Origin of the sequence: Shinella kummerowiae, from assembly GCF_009827055.1 — a bacterium.
Taxonomy (GTDB): domain Bacteria; phylum Pseudomonadota; class Alphaproteobacteria; order Rhizobiales; family Rhizobiaceae; genus Shinella; species Shinella kummerowiae.
Window position 1 is genome coordinate 47,620 of the sequence record NZ_WUMK01000008.1, and the last position, 17,061, is coordinate 64,680.

Annotated in this window: 20 protein-coding genes; 8 read left to right on the forward strand and 12 right to left on the reverse strand. The window is 64.6% G+C overall.

Going from position 1 to position 17,061, the window contains the following annotated elements:
* Positions 1 to 161: 161 nt before the first annotated feature.
* The 7 genes from zapE to sdhC all read right to left on the reverse strand — a co-directional run bounded on the left by zapE (position 162) and on the right by sdhC (position 6,335).
* Positions 162 to 1,355 carry a cell division protein ZapE gene (zapE, locus tag GR138_RS20560; protein WP_160861140.1) on the reverse strand — a complete coding sequence of 398 codons (1,194 nt, stop codon included), beginning with the start codon at positions 1,353 to 1,355 and terminating at the stop codon, positions 162 to 164.
* 41 nt (positions 1,356 to 1,396) lie between these two features.
* Positions 1,397 to 1,942 carry a protease inhibitor Inh/omp19 family protein gene (locus GR138_RS20565; protein WP_160861141.1) on the reverse strand — a complete coding sequence of 182 codons (546 nt, stop codon included), beginning with the start codon at positions 1,940 to 1,942 and terminating at the stop codon, positions 1,397 to 1,399.
* A 156-nt stretch (positions 1,943 to 2,098) separates the two neighbouring features.
* On the reverse strand, positions 2,099 to 2,902 hold the full coding sequence (locus GR138_RS20570; RefSeq protein WP_160861142.1) for a nucleotidyltransferase domain-containing protein: 804 nt from the start codon (positions 2,900 to 2,902) through the stop codon (positions 2,099 to 2,101).
* 3 nt (positions 2,903 to 2,905) lie between these two features.
* On the reverse strand, positions 2,906 to 3,685 hold the full coding sequence (locus tag GR138_RS20575; RefSeq protein ID WP_160861143.1) for a succinate dehydrogenase iron-sulfur subunit: 780 nt from the start codon (positions 3,683 to 3,685) through the stop codon (positions 2,906 to 2,908).
* 18 nt (positions 3,686 to 3,703) lie between these two features.
* Positions 3,704 to 5,545, reverse strand: a complete 1,842-nt coding sequence (sdhA, locus tag GR138_RS20580; RefSeq protein WP_160861144.1) for a succinate dehydrogenase flavoprotein subunit — start codon at positions 5,543 to 5,545, stop codon at positions 3,704 to 3,706.
* Between the two features lie 6 nt (positions 5,546 to 5,551).
* The gene (gene sdhD / locus GR138_RS20585) at positions 5,552 to 5,932 is read right to left on the reverse strand and encodes a succinate dehydrogenase, hydrophobic membrane anchor protein (RefSeq protein ID WP_160861145.1); all 381 of its coding nucleotides are present in this window, start codon (positions 5,930 to 5,932) and stop codon (positions 5,552 to 5,554) included.
* A 10-nt stretch (positions 5,933 to 5,942) separates the two neighbouring features.
* Positions 5,943 to 6,335: a succinate dehydrogenase, cytochrome b556 subunit gene (sdhC, locus tag GR138_RS20590; RefSeq protein ID WP_160861146.1), complete on the reverse strand. Its 393-nt coding sequence runs from the start codon at positions 6,333 to 6,335 to the stop codon at positions 5,943 to 5,945.
* A gap of 300 nt (positions 6,336 to 6,635) precedes the next feature.
* On the opposite strand from sdhC, the gene GR138_RS20595 reads away from it, so the two are divergent.
* Positions 6,636 to 7,091 carry a hypothetical protein gene (locus GR138_RS20595; protein ID WP_160861147.1) on the forward strand — a complete coding sequence of 152 codons (456 nt, stop codon included), beginning with the start codon at positions 6,636 to 6,638 and terminating at the stop codon, positions 7,089 to 7,091.
* On the opposite strand, the gene GR138_RS20600 is transcribed toward GR138_RS20595, so the two are convergent.
* The 5 genes from GR138_RS20600 to tsaD all read right to left on the reverse strand — a co-directional run bounded on the left by GR138_RS20600 (position 7,072) and on the right by tsaD (position 10,620).
* On the reverse strand, positions 7,072 to 7,728 hold the full coding sequence (locus GR138_RS20600; RefSeq protein ID WP_160861148.1) for a 50S ribosomal protein L11 methyltransferase: 657 nt from the start codon (positions 7,726 to 7,728) through the stop codon (positions 7,072 to 7,074). The two genes, GR138_RS20595 and GR138_RS20600, sit on opposite strands and share 20 nt — an antisense overlap.
* A 70-nt stretch (positions 7,729 to 7,798) precedes the next feature.
* Positions 7,799 to 8,230 carry an EVE domain-containing protein gene (locus GR138_RS20605; protein ID WP_160861149.1) on the reverse strand — a complete coding sequence of 144 codons (432 nt, stop codon included), beginning with the start codon at positions 8,228 to 8,230 and terminating at the stop codon, positions 7,799 to 7,801.
* Positions 8,231 to 8,235: 5 nt separating this feature from the next.
* A complete protein-coding gene (locus tag GR138_RS20610; RefSeq protein WP_160861150.1) occupies positions 8,236 to 8,529 on the reverse strand; it encodes a YciI-like protein in 294 nt (97 codons plus the stop codon).
* 16 nt (positions 8,530 to 8,545) lie between these two features.
* The gene (locus GR138_RS20615) at positions 8,546 to 9,529 is read right to left on the reverse strand and encodes an NAD(P)H-dependent glycerol-3-phosphate dehydrogenase (RefSeq protein ID WP_160861151.1); all 984 of its coding nucleotides are present in this window, start codon (positions 9,527 to 9,529) and stop codon (positions 8,546 to 8,548) included.
* Positions 9,526 to 10,620: a tRNA (adenosine(37)-N6)-threonylcarbamoyltransferase complex transferase subunit TsaD gene (tsaD, locus tag GR138_RS20620; protein ID WP_160861152.1), complete on the reverse strand. Its 1,095-nt coding sequence runs from the start codon at positions 10,618 to 10,620 to the stop codon at positions 9,526 to 9,528. The genes GR138_RS20615 and tsaD overlap by 4 nt, the downstream gene beginning before the upstream one ends.
* Positions 10,621 to 10,693: 73 nt before the next feature.
* Here tsaD and hemC point away from each other — a divergent pair, with 73 nt between their 5' ends.
* The 7 genes from hemC to GR138_RS20655 all read left to right on the forward strand — a co-directional run bounded on the left by hemC (position 10,694) and on the right by GR138_RS20655 (position 16,973).
* Complete coding sequence (hemC, locus tag GR138_RS20625) at positions 10,694 to 11,623, forward strand: hydroxymethylbilane synthase (protein WP_160861153.1); 930 nt, start codon at positions 10,694 to 10,696, stop codon at positions 11,621 to 11,623.
* A gap of 3 nt (positions 11,624 to 11,626) precedes the next feature.
* Positions 11,627 to 12,352 carry a uroporphyrinogen-III synthase gene (locus GR138_RS20630; protein ID WP_160861154.1) on the forward strand — a complete coding sequence of 242 codons (726 nt, stop codon included), beginning with the start codon at positions 11,627 to 11,629 and terminating at the stop codon, positions 12,350 to 12,352.
* Positions 12,353 to 12,450: 98 nt separating this feature from the next.
* Positions 12,451 to 13,713, forward strand: coding sequence for a COG4223 family protein (locus tag GR138_RS20635; RefSeq protein WP_160861155.1), 1,263 nt, complete (start codon positions 12,451 to 12,453; stop codon positions 13,711 to 13,713).
* A 12-nt stretch (positions 13,714 to 13,725) separates the two neighbouring features.
* Complete coding sequence (locus tag GR138_RS20640) at positions 13,726 to 15,345, forward strand: heme biosynthesis protein HemY (protein ID WP_160861156.1); 1,620 nt, start codon at positions 13,726 to 13,728, stop codon at positions 15,343 to 15,345.
* Between the two features lie 26 nt (positions 15,346 to 15,371).
* Positions 15,372 to 15,860: a tellurite resistance TerB family protein gene (locus tag GR138_RS20645; protein WP_160861157.1), complete on the forward strand. Its 489-nt coding sequence runs from the start codon at positions 15,372 to 15,374 to the stop codon at positions 15,858 to 15,860.
* A 3-nt stretch (positions 15,861 to 15,863) separates the two neighbouring features.
* The gene (locus GR138_RS20650; RefSeq protein ID WP_160861158.1) at positions 15,864 to 16,580 is read left to right on the forward strand and encodes a glutamine amidotransferase; all 717 of its coding nucleotides are present in this window, start codon (positions 15,864 to 15,866) and stop codon (positions 16,578 to 16,580) included.
* Between the two features lie 99 nt (positions 16,581 to 16,679).
* On the forward strand, positions 16,680 to 16,973 hold the full coding sequence (locus tag GR138_RS20655; protein ID WP_069060745.1) for a YggT family protein: 294 nt from the start codon (positions 16,680 to 16,682) through the stop codon (positions 16,971 to 16,973).
* The last annotated feature ends 88 nt before the right edge of the window (positions 16,974 to 17,061 follow it).

The following is a 17,061-nucleotide window of genomic DNA, read 5'->3' on the forward strand; positions in this document are numbered from 1 at the left end:
GCTTCCTTTGCTCCGATCAACAGGCCCCGAATGTCGCAATTGCAGGACCTTTCGGCGCAAGGGCTTACGCCTCCTCGGTTAAAAATTCAACACATACTTTTGGAGTGAAGTTTTTCAATCGGTTAGATACAAAAATTCTTACGTAAACGTAAGAATTACCGTCACGCTTTCGTCACGTCCGTGATGTAACGGGCCTTGTGGTCGGCCAGATACTCGGTGGAGCGGATCTCGATGAGGCGCGAAACCGTGCGGTCGAATTCGAAGCCTTCCGTGCCCTTGCGGGTCACCAGCAGGCTCTCCGGCGCCGCCGCGGCCGAGGCGAAGAGCCGGGCGCGGTGATCGTAGATCGTGTCGACGAGATTGATGAAGCGCTTCGTCTCGTTGCGTTTCTCCGCCCCGAGCAGGGGCACATGGTCGACGAACAACGTGTCGTAATGGGCGAGGATTTCGAGATAGTCGGCCGCCCCCAGCGGCCGCTCGCACAGGTCGGCAAAGGAAAAGCGCGCAATGCGGCCCGCCGCCTGCGGCACGGCGATTTTCCTGCCGCGGAAGGAAATCGTCGCGGGCGCAACCGTCTTGCCCGCCGTCTCCCGCCGCCACGCCGCGTCCATCGCCATATCGGCCTCAGGCCCCAGCGGATAGCGGAACACCGGCAGGCCGCTGTCCTTTTCCAGCCGGTAGTCGGTCAACGAGTCGAGCGGCACGATCTCGACATACTGCTTGAGGAGATCGACGAACGGCAGGAAGAGGCCGCGGTTGAGGCCGTCTTTGTAGAGATTGTCCGGCTCGACATTCGACGTCGCGACCAGGATGCAGCCGCGCCGGAACAGTTCACTGAAAAGGCGCGACAGGATCATCGCATCGGCAATATCCGTCACGGAAAACTCGTCGAAGCAGAGAAGCCGCGCCTCTTCGATCAGGCTTTCGGCGACCGGCGGCACGGGATCGGCCTGCTTGGTCTCGCCGGCCTTCAGCTTCTGGCGATGTTTGTGGATGCGGTCATGCACATCCGCCATGAATTCGTGGAAATGCGCCCGCCGCTTGCGCTTCACCCGGGCCTGCTCGAAGAACATGTCCATCAGCATGGTCTTGCCGCGCCCGACGCCGCCGAAGATATAGAGGCCCTTTGGCGCGCTGACGGTCTCGGGTTTGCGGGAGGCGAAGAGCCAGCCAAGCGCGCTCGACTTGCGCGCCGGCCGCTGGGCATGAAGCTCGACGAGCAGACGGTCGAAACGCGCCGCCATGGCCCTCTGGGCCTGGTCCGGCTTCAATTCACCGCTTGCGACAAGCGCTTCAAGTCGATCCGAAACGCCGTGGTCCGGATGCGTCGAGCCGCTGTCCCAGTCCTTGCCCATAGGCGGAGGCTACCCGTATCGGAGAGATCGGAGGGTGGGGATCAGCGCGACAGGCTGACGGGCTGGCCCGAATTGGTCGTGCCGTTGAAGCGGGCATCCGCCGACTTGTAAAGGCGCGCGATCGCGTTGCCGGCACGGTCCTTCAGCACGACCTGCTTGCCGGCGACTTCCCAGGAACCCATCGCCGTCAGTTCGCCGGCACAACCGCGCGTGCCGCCGCGCGAGCCGCCGCCGAGGTTGGTGAGCGTCAGGAACATGTCGCAGGAGGAAGGACCGCTGGCCACGCGCCAGTTGCCGACCATCGATTCCTTGGTGACATCGAGTGCGGTTGCCGCAGCCGCATCCGCCGCGCCGCCGGCAACACCTGTGCCCGTCGCCATCGCCGTGTCGGTCGTCGGCTTTGCCGGGAACTGCGAGGTATCGGTCGACGGATCCGGAAGCTGGCTCGACTGGACAGTCCCGATCGGCTGGGCTTCCAGCGGCGTGAGGTTCTGCTGCGTATTCACGCTGTCCATCGACGAAGTCCGCTGGCAACCGGCCAGAGCAAGCGCCATCATCAGCCCGCCTGCCACATGTACAATCCGCATGTCGATACTCCTGCCTTCGTGCGATGCCGTGCATACGCAACAATCATGGCGAATTAGCGTGAATCGTTGGTTTAAATCAAGTGTCGGCGAGCATGTTTCGAGTTCACGGAGTCTGTCACACGTTTACTTTACGCGCAGTAAACTTGCCGACAGTCTCTAGGACGACCCGCTAAGAACTTCGGTTCGGTAGAACGCATTCGCCTTTTCTTTTCGCCAGTCGGCGTCGGGTGCAATTCTTAGTACCTGCTTATCCATGTGGGTGAAACGCGCGTGGGTCTCCGCCACGAAAGCGCGCAAAACCGGATGTGGCAAGCCTTCGCCCATTTCCCGCGTCTGTTTCTTGATGTCTATGAGCAGCAGGGTTTCACGCGCAACCTCGTCCGGAAGCGCTACCCCCTCCATGCATTCCAGCATGTTCATCGGCGGCAATGATTTAAAATCCCTTGCCGACATCCAGGCAAGCGCAATTGCGGGTCGAAGCGCGTAAAGGAATTTCTTCAATCTGGTCGATTCGAGCTGGCTATCGTCTGCGTACTTTTGCAGAAGTCCGACATAGTGCTTCGCCACTCGCTGCGGTTCGACAATCTCGTCCAGCAGCGCAGACAGTCGCGCGCGAAAGCCTGCTTCTTCCTCGTAGACCAGCGGCGATTTCAGCCACTCGATAATCACGGCATTGCCCGAGAGGGCTAGAAGAAGCGCCTTGCGAAGGTCCCAGCCGCCCGTATCGACCAGACCGACAATCGGAAATTCGATGACGTCACGGACCACCTGCAAAGTCAGATGGTCTTTCACCGGGCGCACATAAACGAAGCGACAATCGTAGTCGCTGTCGGGCGAAGGGAACCCCCAGGCCCGGCTGCCGCTTTCGATGGCGAACGCAATCCGAAGACCCTGCGCCCGCACGCTTTCCAGACGACGGCGAATCTCTGCAACGACGTCGGGCGCGAAACCTTCAATCATCGGTCAGAGACGGCGCTCGACCATCATCTTCTTGATTTCGCCGATGGCCTTGGCCGGGTTGAGCCCCTTCGGGCAGGCCTGCGCGCAGTTCATGATGGTGTGGCAGCGATAGAGGCGGAAGGGGTCTTCCAGGTTGTCGAGGCGCTCGCCCGTCGCTTCGTCGCGGCTGTCGATCAGCCAGCGATAGGCCTGGAGGAGGACGGCGGGGCCGAGATAGCGGTCACCGTTCCACCAGTAGCTCGGACAGGACGTCGAGCAGCAGGCGCAGAGAATGCACTCGTAGAGGCCGTCGAGCTTCAGGCGGTCGTCGTGGCTCTGCTTCCATTCCTTGGCCGGCGTCGGCGACACCGTCTTCAGCCACGGCTCGATCGAGCGATGTTGGGCGTAGAAGTTGGTGAGGTCCGGAACCAGATCCTTGACCACCGGCATATGCGGCAGCGGGTAGACCTTCACGGTCCCCTTCACCTCGTCCATGCCCTTGGTGCAGGCGAGCGTGTTGGTGCCGTCGATGTTCATGGCGCAGGAGCCGCAAATGCCTTCGCGGCAGGAGCGGCGCAGCGTCAGCGTCGGGTCGATCTTGTTCTTGATGTAGAGCAGCGCGTCCAGCACCATCGGGCCGCAGTCGTCGACGTCGATATAGAAGGTGTCGATCGACGGGTTCTTCCCATCGTCCGGGTTCCAGCGGTAGATGCGCAACTCGCGGGTATTCGTGGCGCCGGCCGGCTTCGGCCAGACCTTGCCTTCGGTCATCTGCGAGTTTTTCGGGAGAGCGAGTTCAACCATGTCCTGTTCTCCTCGGTATCAGTAGACGCGAGCCTTGGGCGCGATCTTCTGGGGATCGATCCCGTCGGCGATAAGGTCGGTATGGACCGGGCGATAGTCGAGCGTGACGTCGCCCGCCTCGTTGACCCAGGCGAGTGTGTGCTTGCGCCAGTTGACGTCGTCGCGGCCGGCAAAGGGGCCGTCGACATAGTCTTCGCGGGCATGCGAGCCGCGGCTTTCCTTGCGCGCTTCGGCGCCGTAGACCGTGGTGATGGCGTTGGCCATCAGATTTTCCAGCTCCAGCGTCTCGACGAGGTCGGAATTCCAGATCATCGAACGGTCGGTGACCTTGATGTCCGGCATTTCCTTCCAGATCGCCGTCATGCGGTTGCAGCCGCTTTCGAGCGATTCCTGGGTGCGGAACACGGCCGCGTCGTCCTGCATGGTGCGCTGCATCTTGTCGCGCAGGATCGCCGTCGGCGTGCCGCCATTGGCGTTCCTCAGACGATCGAAACGATCCATGATCTTGTCGCAGGCGGCGATATCGAGCGCCGGGATCGGGCCGACGCGGTCGATCACCTGGCCGGCGCGGATGGCGGCGGCGCGGCCGAACACCACGAGGTCGATCAGCGAGTTGGAGCCGAGGCGGTTTGCGCCGTGCACCGAGGCGCAACCGGCTTCGCCTACTGCCATCAGACCGGGCGCGATGCGCTCCGGGTTCTGGCTGTCGGCGTTCAGCACTTCGCCCCAATAGTTCGTGGGAATGCCGCCCATATTGTAGTGCACGGTCGGCAGAACCGGGATCGGCTCGCGCGTCACGTCGACGCCGGCAAAGATCTTCGCGCTCTCGGAAATACCCGGCAGGCGCTCATGCAGCACGGCCGGATCGAGATGATCGAGATGCAGGAAGATGTGGTCCTTGTTCTTGCCCACGCCGCGGCCTTCGCGGATTTCCATGGTCATGCAGCGCGAGACGACGTCGCGCGAGGCGAGGTCCTTGGCCGACGGCGCATAACGCTCCATGAAGCGCTCGCCCTCGGAATTGACAAGATAACCGCCTTCGCCGCGCGCACCCTCAGTGATGAGGCAGCCGGCGCCATAGATGCCGGTCGGGTGGAACTGCACGAATTCCATGTCCTGCAGCGGCAGGCCGGCGCGGGCGATCATGCCACCGCCGTCGCCCGTGCAGGTATGGGCCGAAGTGGCCGAGAAATAGGCGCGGCCGTAACCACCGGTCGCCAGCACCACCATCTTGGCGGCGAAGCGGTGGATCGTGCCGTCATCGAGGTTCCAGGCGACGACGCCGGTGCAGCGACCGTCGGCCGACATGATCAGGTCGAGCGCGAAATATTCGATGAAGAATTCTGCATTGTGACGCAGCGACTGGCCGTAGAGCGTGTGCAGGATGGCATGGCCGGTACGGTCGGCGGCGGCACAGGTGCGCTGCACCGGCGGGCCTTCGCCATAGTTCTGCATGTGGCCGCCGAACGGGCGCTGGTAGATCTTGCCTTCGGCGTTGCGCGAGAAGGGCACGCCGTAATGCTCGAGTTCATAGACCGCCTTCGGCGCTTCCATGGCGAGATACTGCATGGCGTCGACGTCGCCGAGCCAGTCGGAGCCCTTGACGGTGTCGTAAAGGTGCCACTGCCAGCTATCCGGCGTCATGTTCTGCAACGAGGCCGCGATGCCGCCCTGGGCGGCGACGGTGTGCGAACGCGTCGGGAAGACCTTAGTAATGCAGGCCGTCTTGAGACCCTGTTCGGCCATGCCGAGCGTGGCGCGCAGGCCTGCACCGCCGGCGCCGACGACGATCACGTCAAAAGAGTGGTCCACATAGGTATAGGCCTTGCCGTTGGCCGCCGGGGAGGAGATCGCTGCCATGATGGATTATCCTGCGAAAGCGATTTTGAGGACGGCGAAAAGACAGAGCCCACCGACCAGGATCGCGAAGAAGGTGTTGAGTATGAGGAGGCCGATCTTGATGCCTTCCGCATGCACATAGTCCTCGATGATGACCTGCATGCCGAGCTTCATGTGGATGAGGCCGGAGACGACGACAAGGACCATCAGAACGGCGACGATCGGGTTCGACAGCGCTGCGGTCACTTCGGCAAAGGAAGCGCCGTTGTAGCAGATGAGGAAGCCGACGAAGAACAGCAGAAGCGGAACGTTGGCGACGGCCGTCAGGCGCTGGCGCCAGAAATGCTCCGTGCCGTCCTTTGCCGAGCCGAGGCCGCGAACCTTGCCGAGGGGCGTGCGCATGTCCATGGGGCTCTCCTCAGCGGGCCAGGTAGCCGACCACCCAGATCAGCACCGTCAGGGCGACGGAGACGACCGGAGTGATAATGGCGAGTTTGGTGGAAAAGTTCTTCTCGTAGCCATGGCCCATGTCCCACATGAAGTGGCGAAGCCCGCCCAGCATGTGGTGCATCAGCGCCCAGGTATAACCGAAGAGCACGAGACGGCCGATCAGCGTGCCGAAGAACCAGTTGACCCAGCCGAAATAGGCCTCGCCGGACGCGGCGGCAATCAGCCACCAGGCGACCAGCACGGTGCCGAAGTAAAGGGCGGCGCCGGTGATGCGGTGCACGATGGACATGACCATCGTCGGGATCGGTTTGTAGACCTGGAGATGCGGCGAGAGCGGCCGGCTTCGAGTGACATTCGCCATCTGAACCTCACGGAACCCCGGAGAGCCAAAAACTGGACAAATTTTCTCCGGAATTGCAGTATGTTGTGCACAATGTAGTGATTGCGACACTTACTCACCAGAAGGCGGGACCACAAGCCTCATTGCACTGCAAAATGAATTTAATCGATTATACGGCGATCACCGTTTGCGCCATTTCGAGACGCTTTCGGCCAATTAACGATAACGCCAAAATTCATAACCGAATCCGTGACTTTTGCCCGTCCGTGCCCCATCTTGCCGTTAAGGATTTGTTAAGCGTAATCCGAAAGGCAGGACAGAATGACTCTGTTTTCAGTACCCCGTGCGACGAAAGTTCTAGTGCTTTCGCTGGCACTGGTGGCAGGCGGCATGACGGCCGCGAACGCCCGCGACGAGCAGCCCGGCATCGGCTGGTCGGACGGTGGTGACATCAGCGGACGCACACTCACGGAGCGCGACCGGCACGAGCGTCGCGACTGGCGCCCGCGCGACCGGCAGCGTTACGACAATCGCCGGGTGGAACGTCACCGCGACCGCAATTGGCGGCAGGATCGCAACTTCTATGGCGGCGCCATCTCGGCCTACCGGGATCCCGGCAACGGCCTGTATTTCTACATCGACAGGGACCGTTACTACGACACCCTGATCGACGCGCCGTTCGTCGAAAACCGCGGCCCCAAGGTCATCACGGTTACGCCCGGCCAGGACGGTTGCTCCTGGGAAGCCGGCGTCTGCGTCATCCGGCCGGGCTCTTGAACCGCCAGACGGTGGTCTTCTTGACCTCGCTGTCCTCCAGCGCCCGCGTGACCGGCACCGTATAGCTGGCGAGCGCTTCCATGCGCTCGCGCGGGCAATAGGCGCGGCCGGGATCGCCGACGATCACCATGGCGCCACGCGCCGCAAGGGCGGCAAACCACGGGATGAGCACGTCCGCAAAGGCGCGGTCGTAAAAGACGTCGCCGGCAAGAACGACATCCCAGCCCTCGTCCCGGCCAACCATGTTCTCCACGGTATAGTCGAGCGCGACATCGTTGAGCGCCGCATTGAGCCGGATGGCGGTTCCGCTCCAGGGATCGATATCCGCCGCCAGCACGGATGAGGCGCCCGACAGGCGCGCGGCAATACCGACGAGGCCGGAGCCGCTGGCAAAATCCAGCACGGACCGCCCCGCCACGAGAGCAGGATGATCCAGTACATGGCGCGCAAGCCCCTGCCCGCCGGCCCAGGCAAAGGCCCAGAACGGTGGCGGCAGGCCGATCGCCTCCAGCTCCTCCTCCGTCTTCAGCCACAGCTCATGCGCCTCGGTGGCAAGCCTGAGCCTGACCTCCGGCACATGCGGCGGCGACGACACGTCGGTGTTTTCGCGGATGAAGACGTCGGGCGCGGTTTTCACCGAAGCATCGCCCCGAAAAGGGGATACGGATTTTCGGAAAGACGATGCGACGAACAAAAAAGACGAAACATCAGAGCGGCGGCTTGGAAAGACCGCCCATGCGGCAGACCTCGATCCACTCGTCCTCGGTCACCGGCTGCACCGACAGGCGCATGGAGGTGACGAGCGCCATGTTGGACAGCTTGGGATTGGCCTTGATGTCCTTCAGAGTCACCGGCTTGGGCATGTCCTGCACCGCGCGGATATCGACGCAATCCCAGCGCGGATCCTCGCCGGCCGTCGAATCGGGATGCGACAGCGCGCAGACTTCCGTGAAGCCGACGATCTCCAGCCCTTCATTCGAATGATAGAAGAAGCCCTTGTCGCCGATCTTCATCGCCCGCATGTGGTTGCGCGCCAGATAGTTGCGCACGCCGGTCCATTCGGTGCCCGCCTCGCCGGCATCCTTCTGCATCTGCCAGGACCATTTGAAGGGTTCGGACTTGTAGAGCCAGTATGCCATGCGTCTCAGGCCTCCGGATTGTTGAAGACCCAGTTCCAGGCCTTCACCTCGACGGAGGCGAACAGGCCCGCCTTGGCATAGGGATCGTTGTCGGCGATCTGCCGCGCCTCTTCGATCGTCTCGGCCTTGACCACGACGAGGCTGCCGGTCGGCTTGCCGTCGTCACCGAGGAAGGGACCGGCAAAGGCGAGCTTTCCGCCCGCATTGAGGTCGTTGAGATAGGCGACGTGTTCCGGCCGTGTATCGAGGCGCACCTGAAGCGCGCCGGGCTTGTCCTGACAGATGAATGCGAAATGCATGAACAATCCTTCCTGTCTATTCCTGGGTGATCGGGCGCGTCATCAACTGCCCGATGGCTGTCTTCACGTCGAGCGTGCCGTCGATGATGCGGGCGACCGCATCGGTGATCGGCATGTCGATGCCCTTGTCCACGGCCACGCCGGCGGCAACCGAGGCGGCAAAAGCGCCCTCGACCAGATCGCCCGACCAGCCGGTGGCTGTGCCGTGGCGGCCGAGCGCGATGCCGAAGCGCAGGTTGCGCGACTGGTGGCTGGTGCCGGTCAGCACGAGGTCGCCGAGGCCGGAAAGCCCCGTCACCGTGCCGCCCTCCCCGCCATGTGCCGCAACGAAGCGCGACAGTTCGGCAAGCCCGCGCGAAATCAACGCGGCGCGCGCCGAATCACCGAGTTCGGCGCCCTCGATGATACCGCAGGCGATCGCCAGCACGTTCTTGAGCGCGCCGCCAAGCTGCACGCCGATCCGGTCCGTCGACGGATAGAGCCGGAAGGTCGGCCCGGACAGGGCCGCCAAGGCCGCACCGATCTCCGGTGTGCGCGCGGCGATGACCATCGCCGTCGGCAGGCCACGTGCGATATCGGCGGCAAAGCCGGGGCCGGACAGCACCGCGATCTCGCGGCCGGGCAACTCTTCTTCCAGTACATCCGTCAGCAGCCGGCCGGTGCCCTTTTCCATGCCCTTGGCGCAGATGACGACCGCCGTGCCCGGCGCCAGCAGGGGCGCCAGGTCGCGCGCCGCCTGGCGCTGCGCCTGCGAAGGCATGGCAAACAGCACGATGCCGGCACCACGAACGGTTTCAACCTCGGCGCTGAAGGCCAGCGCTTCCGGCAGGTCGATGCCCGGCAGGGCCTTCTCGTTGCGGCGCGATGCGCGCATGACCTCGACGGCTGCGGCATCGCGGCCGATCAGCGTGACGTCGCCGCCGCTCGCCGCGGCAACACTTGCCAGTGCCGTGCCGAAGGCGCCGGCTCCGACGACGGCGATCTGCGGGGTGATGCTCATGCCTTGGCTCCCCGTTTACCGGATCCGAGCATCGTCGCCGCCTCGCGGTCGAGCGGCCAGCGTGAACGCGGCGCGACGGCGAGGTCATCGGGCGCAAAGCCGGCTGCCATGCGCTCCAGTCCCGCCCAGGCGATCATCGAGGCATTGTCGGTGCACAGCGCCAGAGGCGGCGCGATGAAACGGAATTTGTGTTTGTCGCACAGCGTTTGCAGCGTCGACCGCAGTTCGGCATTCGCCGCCACGCCGCCCGCGACGACCAGCGCCGGTGTCCCCACATCGGGATAGAGCATGCGGAACCGTTCGAGCCCACGGCCGATGCGGTCCTTCAGGGTGCGCGACACCGCGCGCTGGAAGGAGGCGCAGATATCGGCGATGTCCTGTTCCGTCACCGGCTCGATCGACTGCGCCGCCTGGCGCACCGCGGTCTTGAGGCCGGAGAAGGAAAAATCGAGCCGCGCCTCGCCGACGAGCGGGCGCGGAAAGGTGAAGCGTTCCGGATTGCCGGTCTTCGCCATGCGCTCGACCGCCGGGCCACCGGGATAGGGCAGGCCGAGCAGCTTGGCCGTCTTGTCGAAGGCCTCGCCCAGCGCATCGTCGATCGTCGTGCCCCAGCGCTCGTAGTCATCGACGCCACGGATCAGCACGAGCTGGGTATGGCCACCGGAGACAAGCAGCATCAGATAGGGAAAGGACAACCCGTCCGTCAGCCGCGCCGTCAGCGCATGGCCTTCCAGATGGTTGACGGCATAGAGAGGCTTGCCGGTGGCGCGGGCGATCGCCTTGCCCGTCATCAGCCCGACGATGAGCCCGCCGATCAGCCCCGGCCCGCTCGTCGCGGCGATGGCATCGACATCCTTGAGCGAGCGTCCGGCACGCAGAAGCGCTTCGGCAATCAGGCTGTCCAGCGCCTCCACATGGGCGCGCGCCGCGATCTCCGGCACCACGCCGCCATAGGCGCTGTGCTCCTCGAGCTGGCTCAGCACGACTTCGCCGAGGATCTCGCCCTTCCCGTCCGGATCGCGCACGACGATGGCAGCGGCGGTCTCGTCGCAGCTCGTTTCGATGCCGAGAATGGTCAATTGAGACGACATGAAGCACTAGGATTGATTGCGGGCGGCTCTAAAGCCGGTTACGAGACATCCCGGTAACAACGGATTACGGCGGATGCAAACAAAACCTTTCAGGATCGGCACGCGGGGCAGCCCGCTGGCGCTCGCCCAGGCCCACGAGACCCGGTCACGCCTGATGGCGGCCCATGGCCTGCCGGAAGCGATGTTCGAGATCGTCGTGCTCTCGACGAAAGGCGATCGCATCACCGATCGTTCACTGGCGCTGATCGGCGGCAAGGGCCTGTTCACCGAAGAAATCGAGGCGCAGCTCTCCTCCGGCGAACTCGATTTCGCCGTGCATTCCTCCAAGGACATGCCGACGAAATTGCCCGACGGCCTGCATCTTTCCGCCTTCCTGCCGCGCGAGGATGTCCGCGACGCCTTCATCGGCCGTGCGGCAAAACGCCTGCTCGACCTGCCGCAGGGCGCCACGGTCGGCTCCGCGTCGCTCCGCCGCCAGGCATTGATCCGCCGGCTACGGCCGGACATCAACGTCATCGTCTTCCGCGGCCAGGTCGATACGCGCCTCGCCAAGCTCGCCGAAGGCCAGGCCGATGCGACGCTGCTCGCCTATGCCGGCCTCAAGCGCCTCGGCAAACTCGACGTGCCGACGGAAATCCTCGACCCCGTTTCCTTCCCGCCCGCCCCGGCCCAGGGCGCGATCTGCATCGAGAGCCGCACCGGCGACGCGCAGGTGAACGGCCTGCTCGCCGCCATCGACGACCGGGCGACGCGCGCCGCCGTCACCTGCGAACGCGGCTTCCTCGCCACGCTCGACGGCTCCTGTCGCACGCCGATCGCCGGTTATGCGACGGAGGAGGGCGAACACCTGCAGTTCCGCGGCATGATCCTGACGCCCGACGGCAGCCGCTACCACGAGATCGAGACCAGCGGCCCGGCCGGCAATGCCGGACAGCTTGGCGAAGACGCCGGCCAGGCGATCCGCGACAAGGCGGGAGCGGATTTCTTCGAAAGCTGGGGCTGATCCGTGCAGGTCGTCGTCACACGCCCGCAAAACGCGGCGGTACGCACCGCACGCAAGCTCGAGGCGCTCGGCCATGAGACGCGGCTTTTGTCGCTCGCCGCGCCGGAGCACGACGTCGAAGCCCTGAAATCCGCCCTTGCGGTGCGCCATTCGGCGATCGCCATCACCAGCGCGGAAGTGGCCCGCCTTTTCGGCATGGTCGGCGAGACACTCGACCGCCACCTCCTGACCACCGTCTTCTCCGTTGGCCGCGCCTCGGCGCAGGCGGCGGGAGAGGCCGGTTTCCGCACGGTGCTGACCCCCGAGGGCGACGGCCGGGATCTGGCCAACATGATCATCGGGCATTGCCGGGATTTCGGCATGCCGGCCGAACCGATCCTCTATCTTGCCGGCAATCCGCGCGCGCCCGCCTTCGAAGCCCGCCTCAAGGAGGAAGGCATCCCCTTCCGCACGGTGGAATGCTACCGCATGGCGCCCCGCATCCCGAAACGCAGCGAAACGGAGGCAGCCCTGCTTCGGCCGGTGCCGGATGCGGTGCTGTTCTATTCGCGGGAAACCGCCCGCACCTTCTTCGAACTGCCGCCGCTGATCGAAATGCCGGAGCGCTTTCTGTCGACGCTCATGCTCTGCATGAGCCCAAATGTCGCGCGGGGCGTGCCGCAGCGCTTTGCGGCCCTGACGGTCGTTGCCATCGCGCCCAATGAGGAAAGTCTGCTCGATCTGCTCTAAGCGCAGACGGCGACGGATGAATTTACCGCAAGGGTCTTTCCCTCTCTGCCATCCCTGTCTACGTTTAATGCAATGCACATGAACGCGAGGAGCTCGCCATGGAACCGGAAACCCCGTCCCGTCGCAAGAAGGCCAGCGATGAACCTGTGACCATCGACCTGGAGGCGGTTCCCGCCTCCGTGAGCAACGAAGCGCTCGCGGCCGAGGAAAAGGCCGAAACCGAGACCGCGACGCCGGAAACGGCCAACGAGGAACCGGTAACCGAGCAAACCGTGCGGGAAGAAACCGTCACCGCCGAGCCCGAAACCGTCGAGGAAAAGCAGGAGCCGGTCGAACCGGCCCGGTCGACCTATGAGGAGCCAGCCCGCGCGCAAACGCCGCCACCGCCGCAGAAGAGCAATGCCGGCATGCTGGCGGCCAGCATTCTCGGCGGCCTGATCGCGCTTCTCGGCGCCGGCAGCCTGCAATATGGCGGCTACCTGCCGGCACTCGGCCCGGAGCGCACCAGCGACACCAGCGCCGTCACCGCCCTTTCCAACGAAATCGAGGCGCTGAAGACCCGGCTTTCGGAAAGCACGGCCGCCAGCCCGGTCGATCTCCAGCCGATCGAAACCCGTATCGCGGCGCTCGAAACCGCGGCGGGCAGCAGCACAGGTGCCGCCGGTGCGGCGCCGGAGGCTGTCACCAAGCTGGAGAGCGACGTCACCCGCTTGACGACGGAACTGGCGGCGCTGCGCGAAGCCGTTGCGCGCACCACCGAGGCGGTCAGCTCCACCGAAACCCAGCTCAGCGAACGCATCGCCGCCGCCGAGCAGAAGCTCGACGAACCGCGCAGCGACATCGAAATGGCCCGCGCCGTGGCCGCCAGCGCCCTGAAGACCGCGATCGACCGCGGCGGGCCCTATCTCGCCGAACTCGAGGCCTTCGCCAGCATCGTGCCGGACGACCCGTCCGTCGCGGGCCTGCGCGAACATGCCGCCATCGGCGTGCCGTCGCGCTCCGATCTCGTGCGCGATTTCCAGAAGACCGCCGACAGCGTTCTCGACGCCGTGCACCAGCCGGAGGGCGACCAGGGCATCTTCACCCGCCTGATGTCGAGCGCCGCTTCGGCGATCCGCGTGCGGCCGGTCGGCACGGTCGAGGGGGATTCCCCCGAAGCGATCGTCGCCCGCATCGAGACCAAGCTGCAGAACGGCGATTTCAAGGGCGCGCAGATCGAGTGGCAGACCCTGCCGGAGACCGGCCAGGCCGCCGCAGCCGACTACAAGCGCACGCTCGACCAGCGCGTCACCGTCGAAGGCCTGATCGGCGCCGTCGTTTCCGGCGCCATGACCGGTACATCCACCGGCAACCAGGGCTGAGGAGAAGAGTTCATGATTCGTATTCTGGTCTTCGCTCTCTTCGTTCTCGCCCTTGCCGCCGGCTTTGCCTGGCTTGCCGATCGTCCCGGCGAACTGTCGATCATCTGGCAGGGCCAGCGCGCCGATATGAGCCTGATGGTCGCCGCCACGCTCGTCGTGTCGCTGGTCGCCGCAGTCATGTTCTCCTGGTGGATCGTGCGCGTTATCTGGACCTCGCCGCACTCGATTCAGCGCTATTTTCGTGCCCGCAAGCGTGACCGCGGCTACCAGGCGCTGTCGACCGGCCTGATCGCCGCCGGTGCCGGCGACGCCGCCGGTGCGCGAAAGATGCTCGGCCGCACGAAGGGCCTGCTCAGCGCCGACCAGGAGCCGCTGATCCACCTGCTCGAAGCACAGGCGGCGATGATCGAAGGCCGCTATGACGACGCGCGCAAAAAATTCGAGCTGATGGCCGACGATCCGGAGACCCGCGAGCTTGGCCTGCGCGGTCTCTATCTCGAAGCCCGCCGCCTCGGCGCCAACGAGGCCGCCCGGCAATATGCCGAGCGCGCCGCCGAAAAGGCGCCGCAGCTCCCCTGGGCGACCGAAGCAGCGCTCGAATACCGCTCCGCCGCCGGCGATTGGGACGAGGCGTTGAAACTCCTCGGTGACGGCCGTTCCGGCTCGCCCGAAGAGAAGAAGGCCCATGCGCGCCGCAAGGCGGTCCTGCTGACGGCCCGCGCCGCCGCGAAACTCGACGCCGATCCCAAGGGTGCCCGCGACGATGCGCACCAGGCGCTGAAGCTCGACGAAAACTTCGTGCCGGCCGGCCTGATCGAGGCCAAGGCCTATTTGCGCGAGGACAATCTGCGCAAGGCCGCCACCATCCTCGAAAAGCTCTGGAAGGCGACGGCGCACGGCGATGTGGCAAAACTCTATGTCCGCGCCCGCAGCGGCGATTCCGCCTCCGACCGGCTGAAGCGGGCGGAAAAGCTGGAAGCGCTCCGGCCGAACAATGCAGAGGCGCTCTATGCCGTTGCCGAAGCCGCGCTGGAAACCCGCGACTTCGCGCTCGCCCGCACCAAGGCGGAGGCCACCGCACGGCTTTCGCCGCGGGAAAGCGCCTTCCTGCTGCTCGCCGACATCGAGGATGCCGAGACCGGCGACCAGGGCCGCATCCGCCATTGGATGAACCAGGCGCTGAAGGCGCCGCGCGATCCGGCCTGGACCGCCGACGGCGTCACGGCGCCGGAATGGCACGCCGTCTCGCCCGTCACTGGCCGCCTCGATGCCTTCGAATGGAAGACACCGGTCAGCGAGTTGCAGGGACCGGTCGAAGAAGGCTCGAGCGATGCCGTCGACGAGGCCATTCGCACCTTGCCGCCGCTCGCCATCGAGGCGAAACCGGTTGCTGTGGTCGAAGAGGTGGTGACCGTCGAGAAGGCGGAAGCCGAGGCGCCCGTCGTGGTCGCCACGGTGGTCGAGCCGATCCCCGTCAAGACCGTTACACCGGCCAAGACGCCGGAAAAGGTGAAGGCGGAGACGGTGGAAGAAAAAGAGGAAGAACGTCCCTTCTATGGCCTGCCCGACGATCCGGGCGTCAAGGAAGGCGTCGTCAAGCGAGACGGCACGAGCGGCTTCAGGCTGTTCTGAGGGTTTTGGGAACGGGGCAAAAATCGATGTTCGAACGCTTGCAGCAATTCCTTGCGAGCCTCTCAGGTGGCGACGACAAGCCGGCCTTCGCCGCCGATGACCCGCGTGTCGCCGTCATGGCGCTGTGCATCCAGGTGATGGAGGCGGACGGCAAGGTGCTTGAGGTCGAGAAGAAGGCGCTGTGCGCCCGCTTCAAGGATTTTTACGGTGTCGACGAGGCGGAACTCGATGCCCTCGTCGCCGCCGGCACGGATGCCGAGAGCGAGGCGATCGATTTCTTCCGCTTCACCTCCGAGCTGAAACGCCAGCTTTCGGAGGAGCAGCGCATCGATCTGATCGGCCTGCTCTGGGAGATCGTCTATGCCGATGGCGAGCGCAGCGAGATGGAGGATCACGCTATCTGGCGCATTGCCGACCTGATGGGCGTCTCCGGCCGGGAGCGCATCATGAAGCGGCAGGAAGTGGCCGGGCGTGTGGGGGCAACCGGGGAAAAAGAGGAACAGGACGAAGCCTGAGCCATGCTCGATGTCCCGCGAAATCCAAGCCGCAGGCAACCGGTCCTGATCGTGCTGCATCAGGAGACCTCCAGCCCCGGCCGTGTCGGCCAGATCCTGCAGCAGATGGGTCACGCGCTGGATATCCGTCGCCCCGTGCTGGGCGATCCCTTGCCCGACACACTCGAACACCATGCCGGCGCCGTCGTCTTCGGCGGGCCGATGAGCGCCAATGACGATGAAGCCTATGTGCGGCGCGAGATCGACTGGCTCTCGGTGCCGCTGACGGAGAACAAACCGTTCCTCGGCATCTGCCTCGGCGCGCAGATGCTGGTGAAAAATCTCGGCGGCAGGGTGTTCGGCCATCAGGACGGCTGGACGGAGATCGGCTGGTATCCACTCAATGCCACCGAGGCCGGCACGGCGCTGATGCCCTGGCCGGAGATGGTCTACCAGTTCCATCGCGAGGGTTTTGACCTGCCAACTGGCGCGACGCTGCTTGCCACCGGCCACCACTACGAGAACCAGGCCTTCCGCTATGGCGACAATGCCTGGGGCATCCAGTTCCACGGTGAATTGACGCTTGCCATGATGCATCGCTGGGTCGTGCGCGGCGCGCACCGTTTCGAGCTGCCCGGTGCCCAGGTCGGCCGCGCCCATCTCGATGGGCGACTGCTCTACGACGCGCGCCTGCGCCTCTGGATGACGGCCTTCCTCGACCGGATCTTCCACGCGGGCTGAGGCCCGGCATTAAACATGTTGCCGCACCCCATGAAGCCCGGCCTTGCTGGCGGGGCCTGCAATGGCTACATGTCGTGACGAAACCAATTGGAGACGTCAATGATAGCGGTCATCAACACCCTATTGTTCATCATCAGCATTGCGTGGTTCCTGGTGATCGCCTCGGCGATCTTTTCCTGGCTCTACGCTTTCAATGTCATCAACGCGAACAATCAGGTGATCGCGACCATCGGCCGCTCGCTCTACCAGCTGACCGAACCGATCTATCGCCCGATCCGCCGTATCCTGCCGAATTTCGGCGGCGTCGACCTGTCGCCGCTCGTCGTGCTCGTCATCCTGTTCTTCCTGGAGCAGGTGATCCGCAGCGTGCTGGCGCCGGCACTTCTGTCCTGATCGCAGGCGCAGCGATACCCGAAAACGAAAATCCTCCGGATCGACGACGACCCGGAGGATTTTTTGTGTCTCGTGGCAACGCGTATGC

Coding starts and splice junctions, on each gene's coding strand:
- zapE (WP_160861140.1), bottom strand. CDS start 1,355: ATGGGCAAGGACTGGGACAGCGGCTCGACGCATCCGGACCACGGCGTT.
- GR138_RS20565 (WP_160861141.1), bottom strand. CDS start 1,942: ATGCGGATTGTACATGTGGCAGGCGGGCTGATGATGGCGCTTGCTCTG.
- GR138_RS20570 (WP_160861142.1), bottom strand. CDS start 2,902: ATGATTGAAGGTTTCGCGCCCGACGTCGTTGCAGAGATTCGCCGTCGT.
- GR138_RS20575 (WP_160861143.1), bottom strand. CDS start 3,685: ATGGTTGAACTCGCTCTCCCGAAAAACTCGCAGATGACCGAAGGCAAG.
- sdhA (WP_160861144.1), bottom strand. CDS start 5,545: ATGGCAGCGATCTCCTCCCCGGCGGCCAACGGCAAGGCCTATACCTAT.
- sdhD (WP_160861145.1), bottom strand. CDS start 5,932: ATGGACATGCGCACGCCCCTCGGCAAGGTTCGCGGCCTCGGCTCGGCA.
- sdhC (WP_160861146.1), bottom strand. CDS start 6,335: ATGGCGAATGTCACTCGAAGCCGGCCGCTCTCGCCGCATCTCCAGGTC.
- GR138_RS20595 (WP_160861147.1), top strand. CDS start 6,636: ATGACTCTGTTTTCAGTACCCCGTGCGACGAAAGTTCTAGTGCTTTCG.
- GR138_RS20605 (WP_160861149.1), bottom strand. CDS start 8,230: ATGGCATACTGGCTCTACAAGTCCGAACCCTTCAAATGGTCCTGGCAG.
- GR138_RS20610 (WP_160861150.1), bottom strand. CDS start 8,529: ATGCATTTCGCATTCATCTGTCAGGACAAGCCCGGCGCGCTTCAGGTG.
- GR138_RS20615 (WP_160861151.1), bottom strand. CDS start 9,529: ATGAGCATCACCCCGCAGATCGCCGTCGTCGGAGCCGGCGCCTTCGGC.
- tsaD (WP_160861152.1), bottom strand. CDS start 10,620: ATGTCGTCTCAATTGACCATTCTCGGCATCGAAACGAGCTGCGACGAG.
- hemC (WP_160861153.1), top strand. CDS start 10,694: ATGCAAACAAAACCTTTCAGGATCGGCACGCGGGGCAGCCCGCTGGCG.
- GR138_RS20635 (WP_160861155.1), top strand. CDS start 12,451: ATGGAACCGGAAACCCCGTCCCGTCGCAAGAAGGCCAGCGATGAACCT.
- GR138_RS20640 (WP_160861156.1), top strand. CDS start 13,726: ATGATTCGTATTCTGGTCTTCGCTCTCTTCGTTCTCGCCCTTGCCGCC.
- GR138_RS20645 (WP_160861157.1), top strand. CDS start 15,372: ATGTTCGAACGCTTGCAGCAATTCCTTGCGAGCCTCTCAGGTGGCGAC.
- GR138_RS20650 (WP_160861158.1), top strand. CDS start 15,864: ATGCTCGATGTCCCGCGAAATCCAAGCCGCAGGCAACCGGTCCTGATC.
- GR138_RS20655 (WP_069060745.1), top strand. CDS start 16,680: ATGATAGCGGTCATCAACACCCTATTGTTCATCATCAGCATTGCGTGG.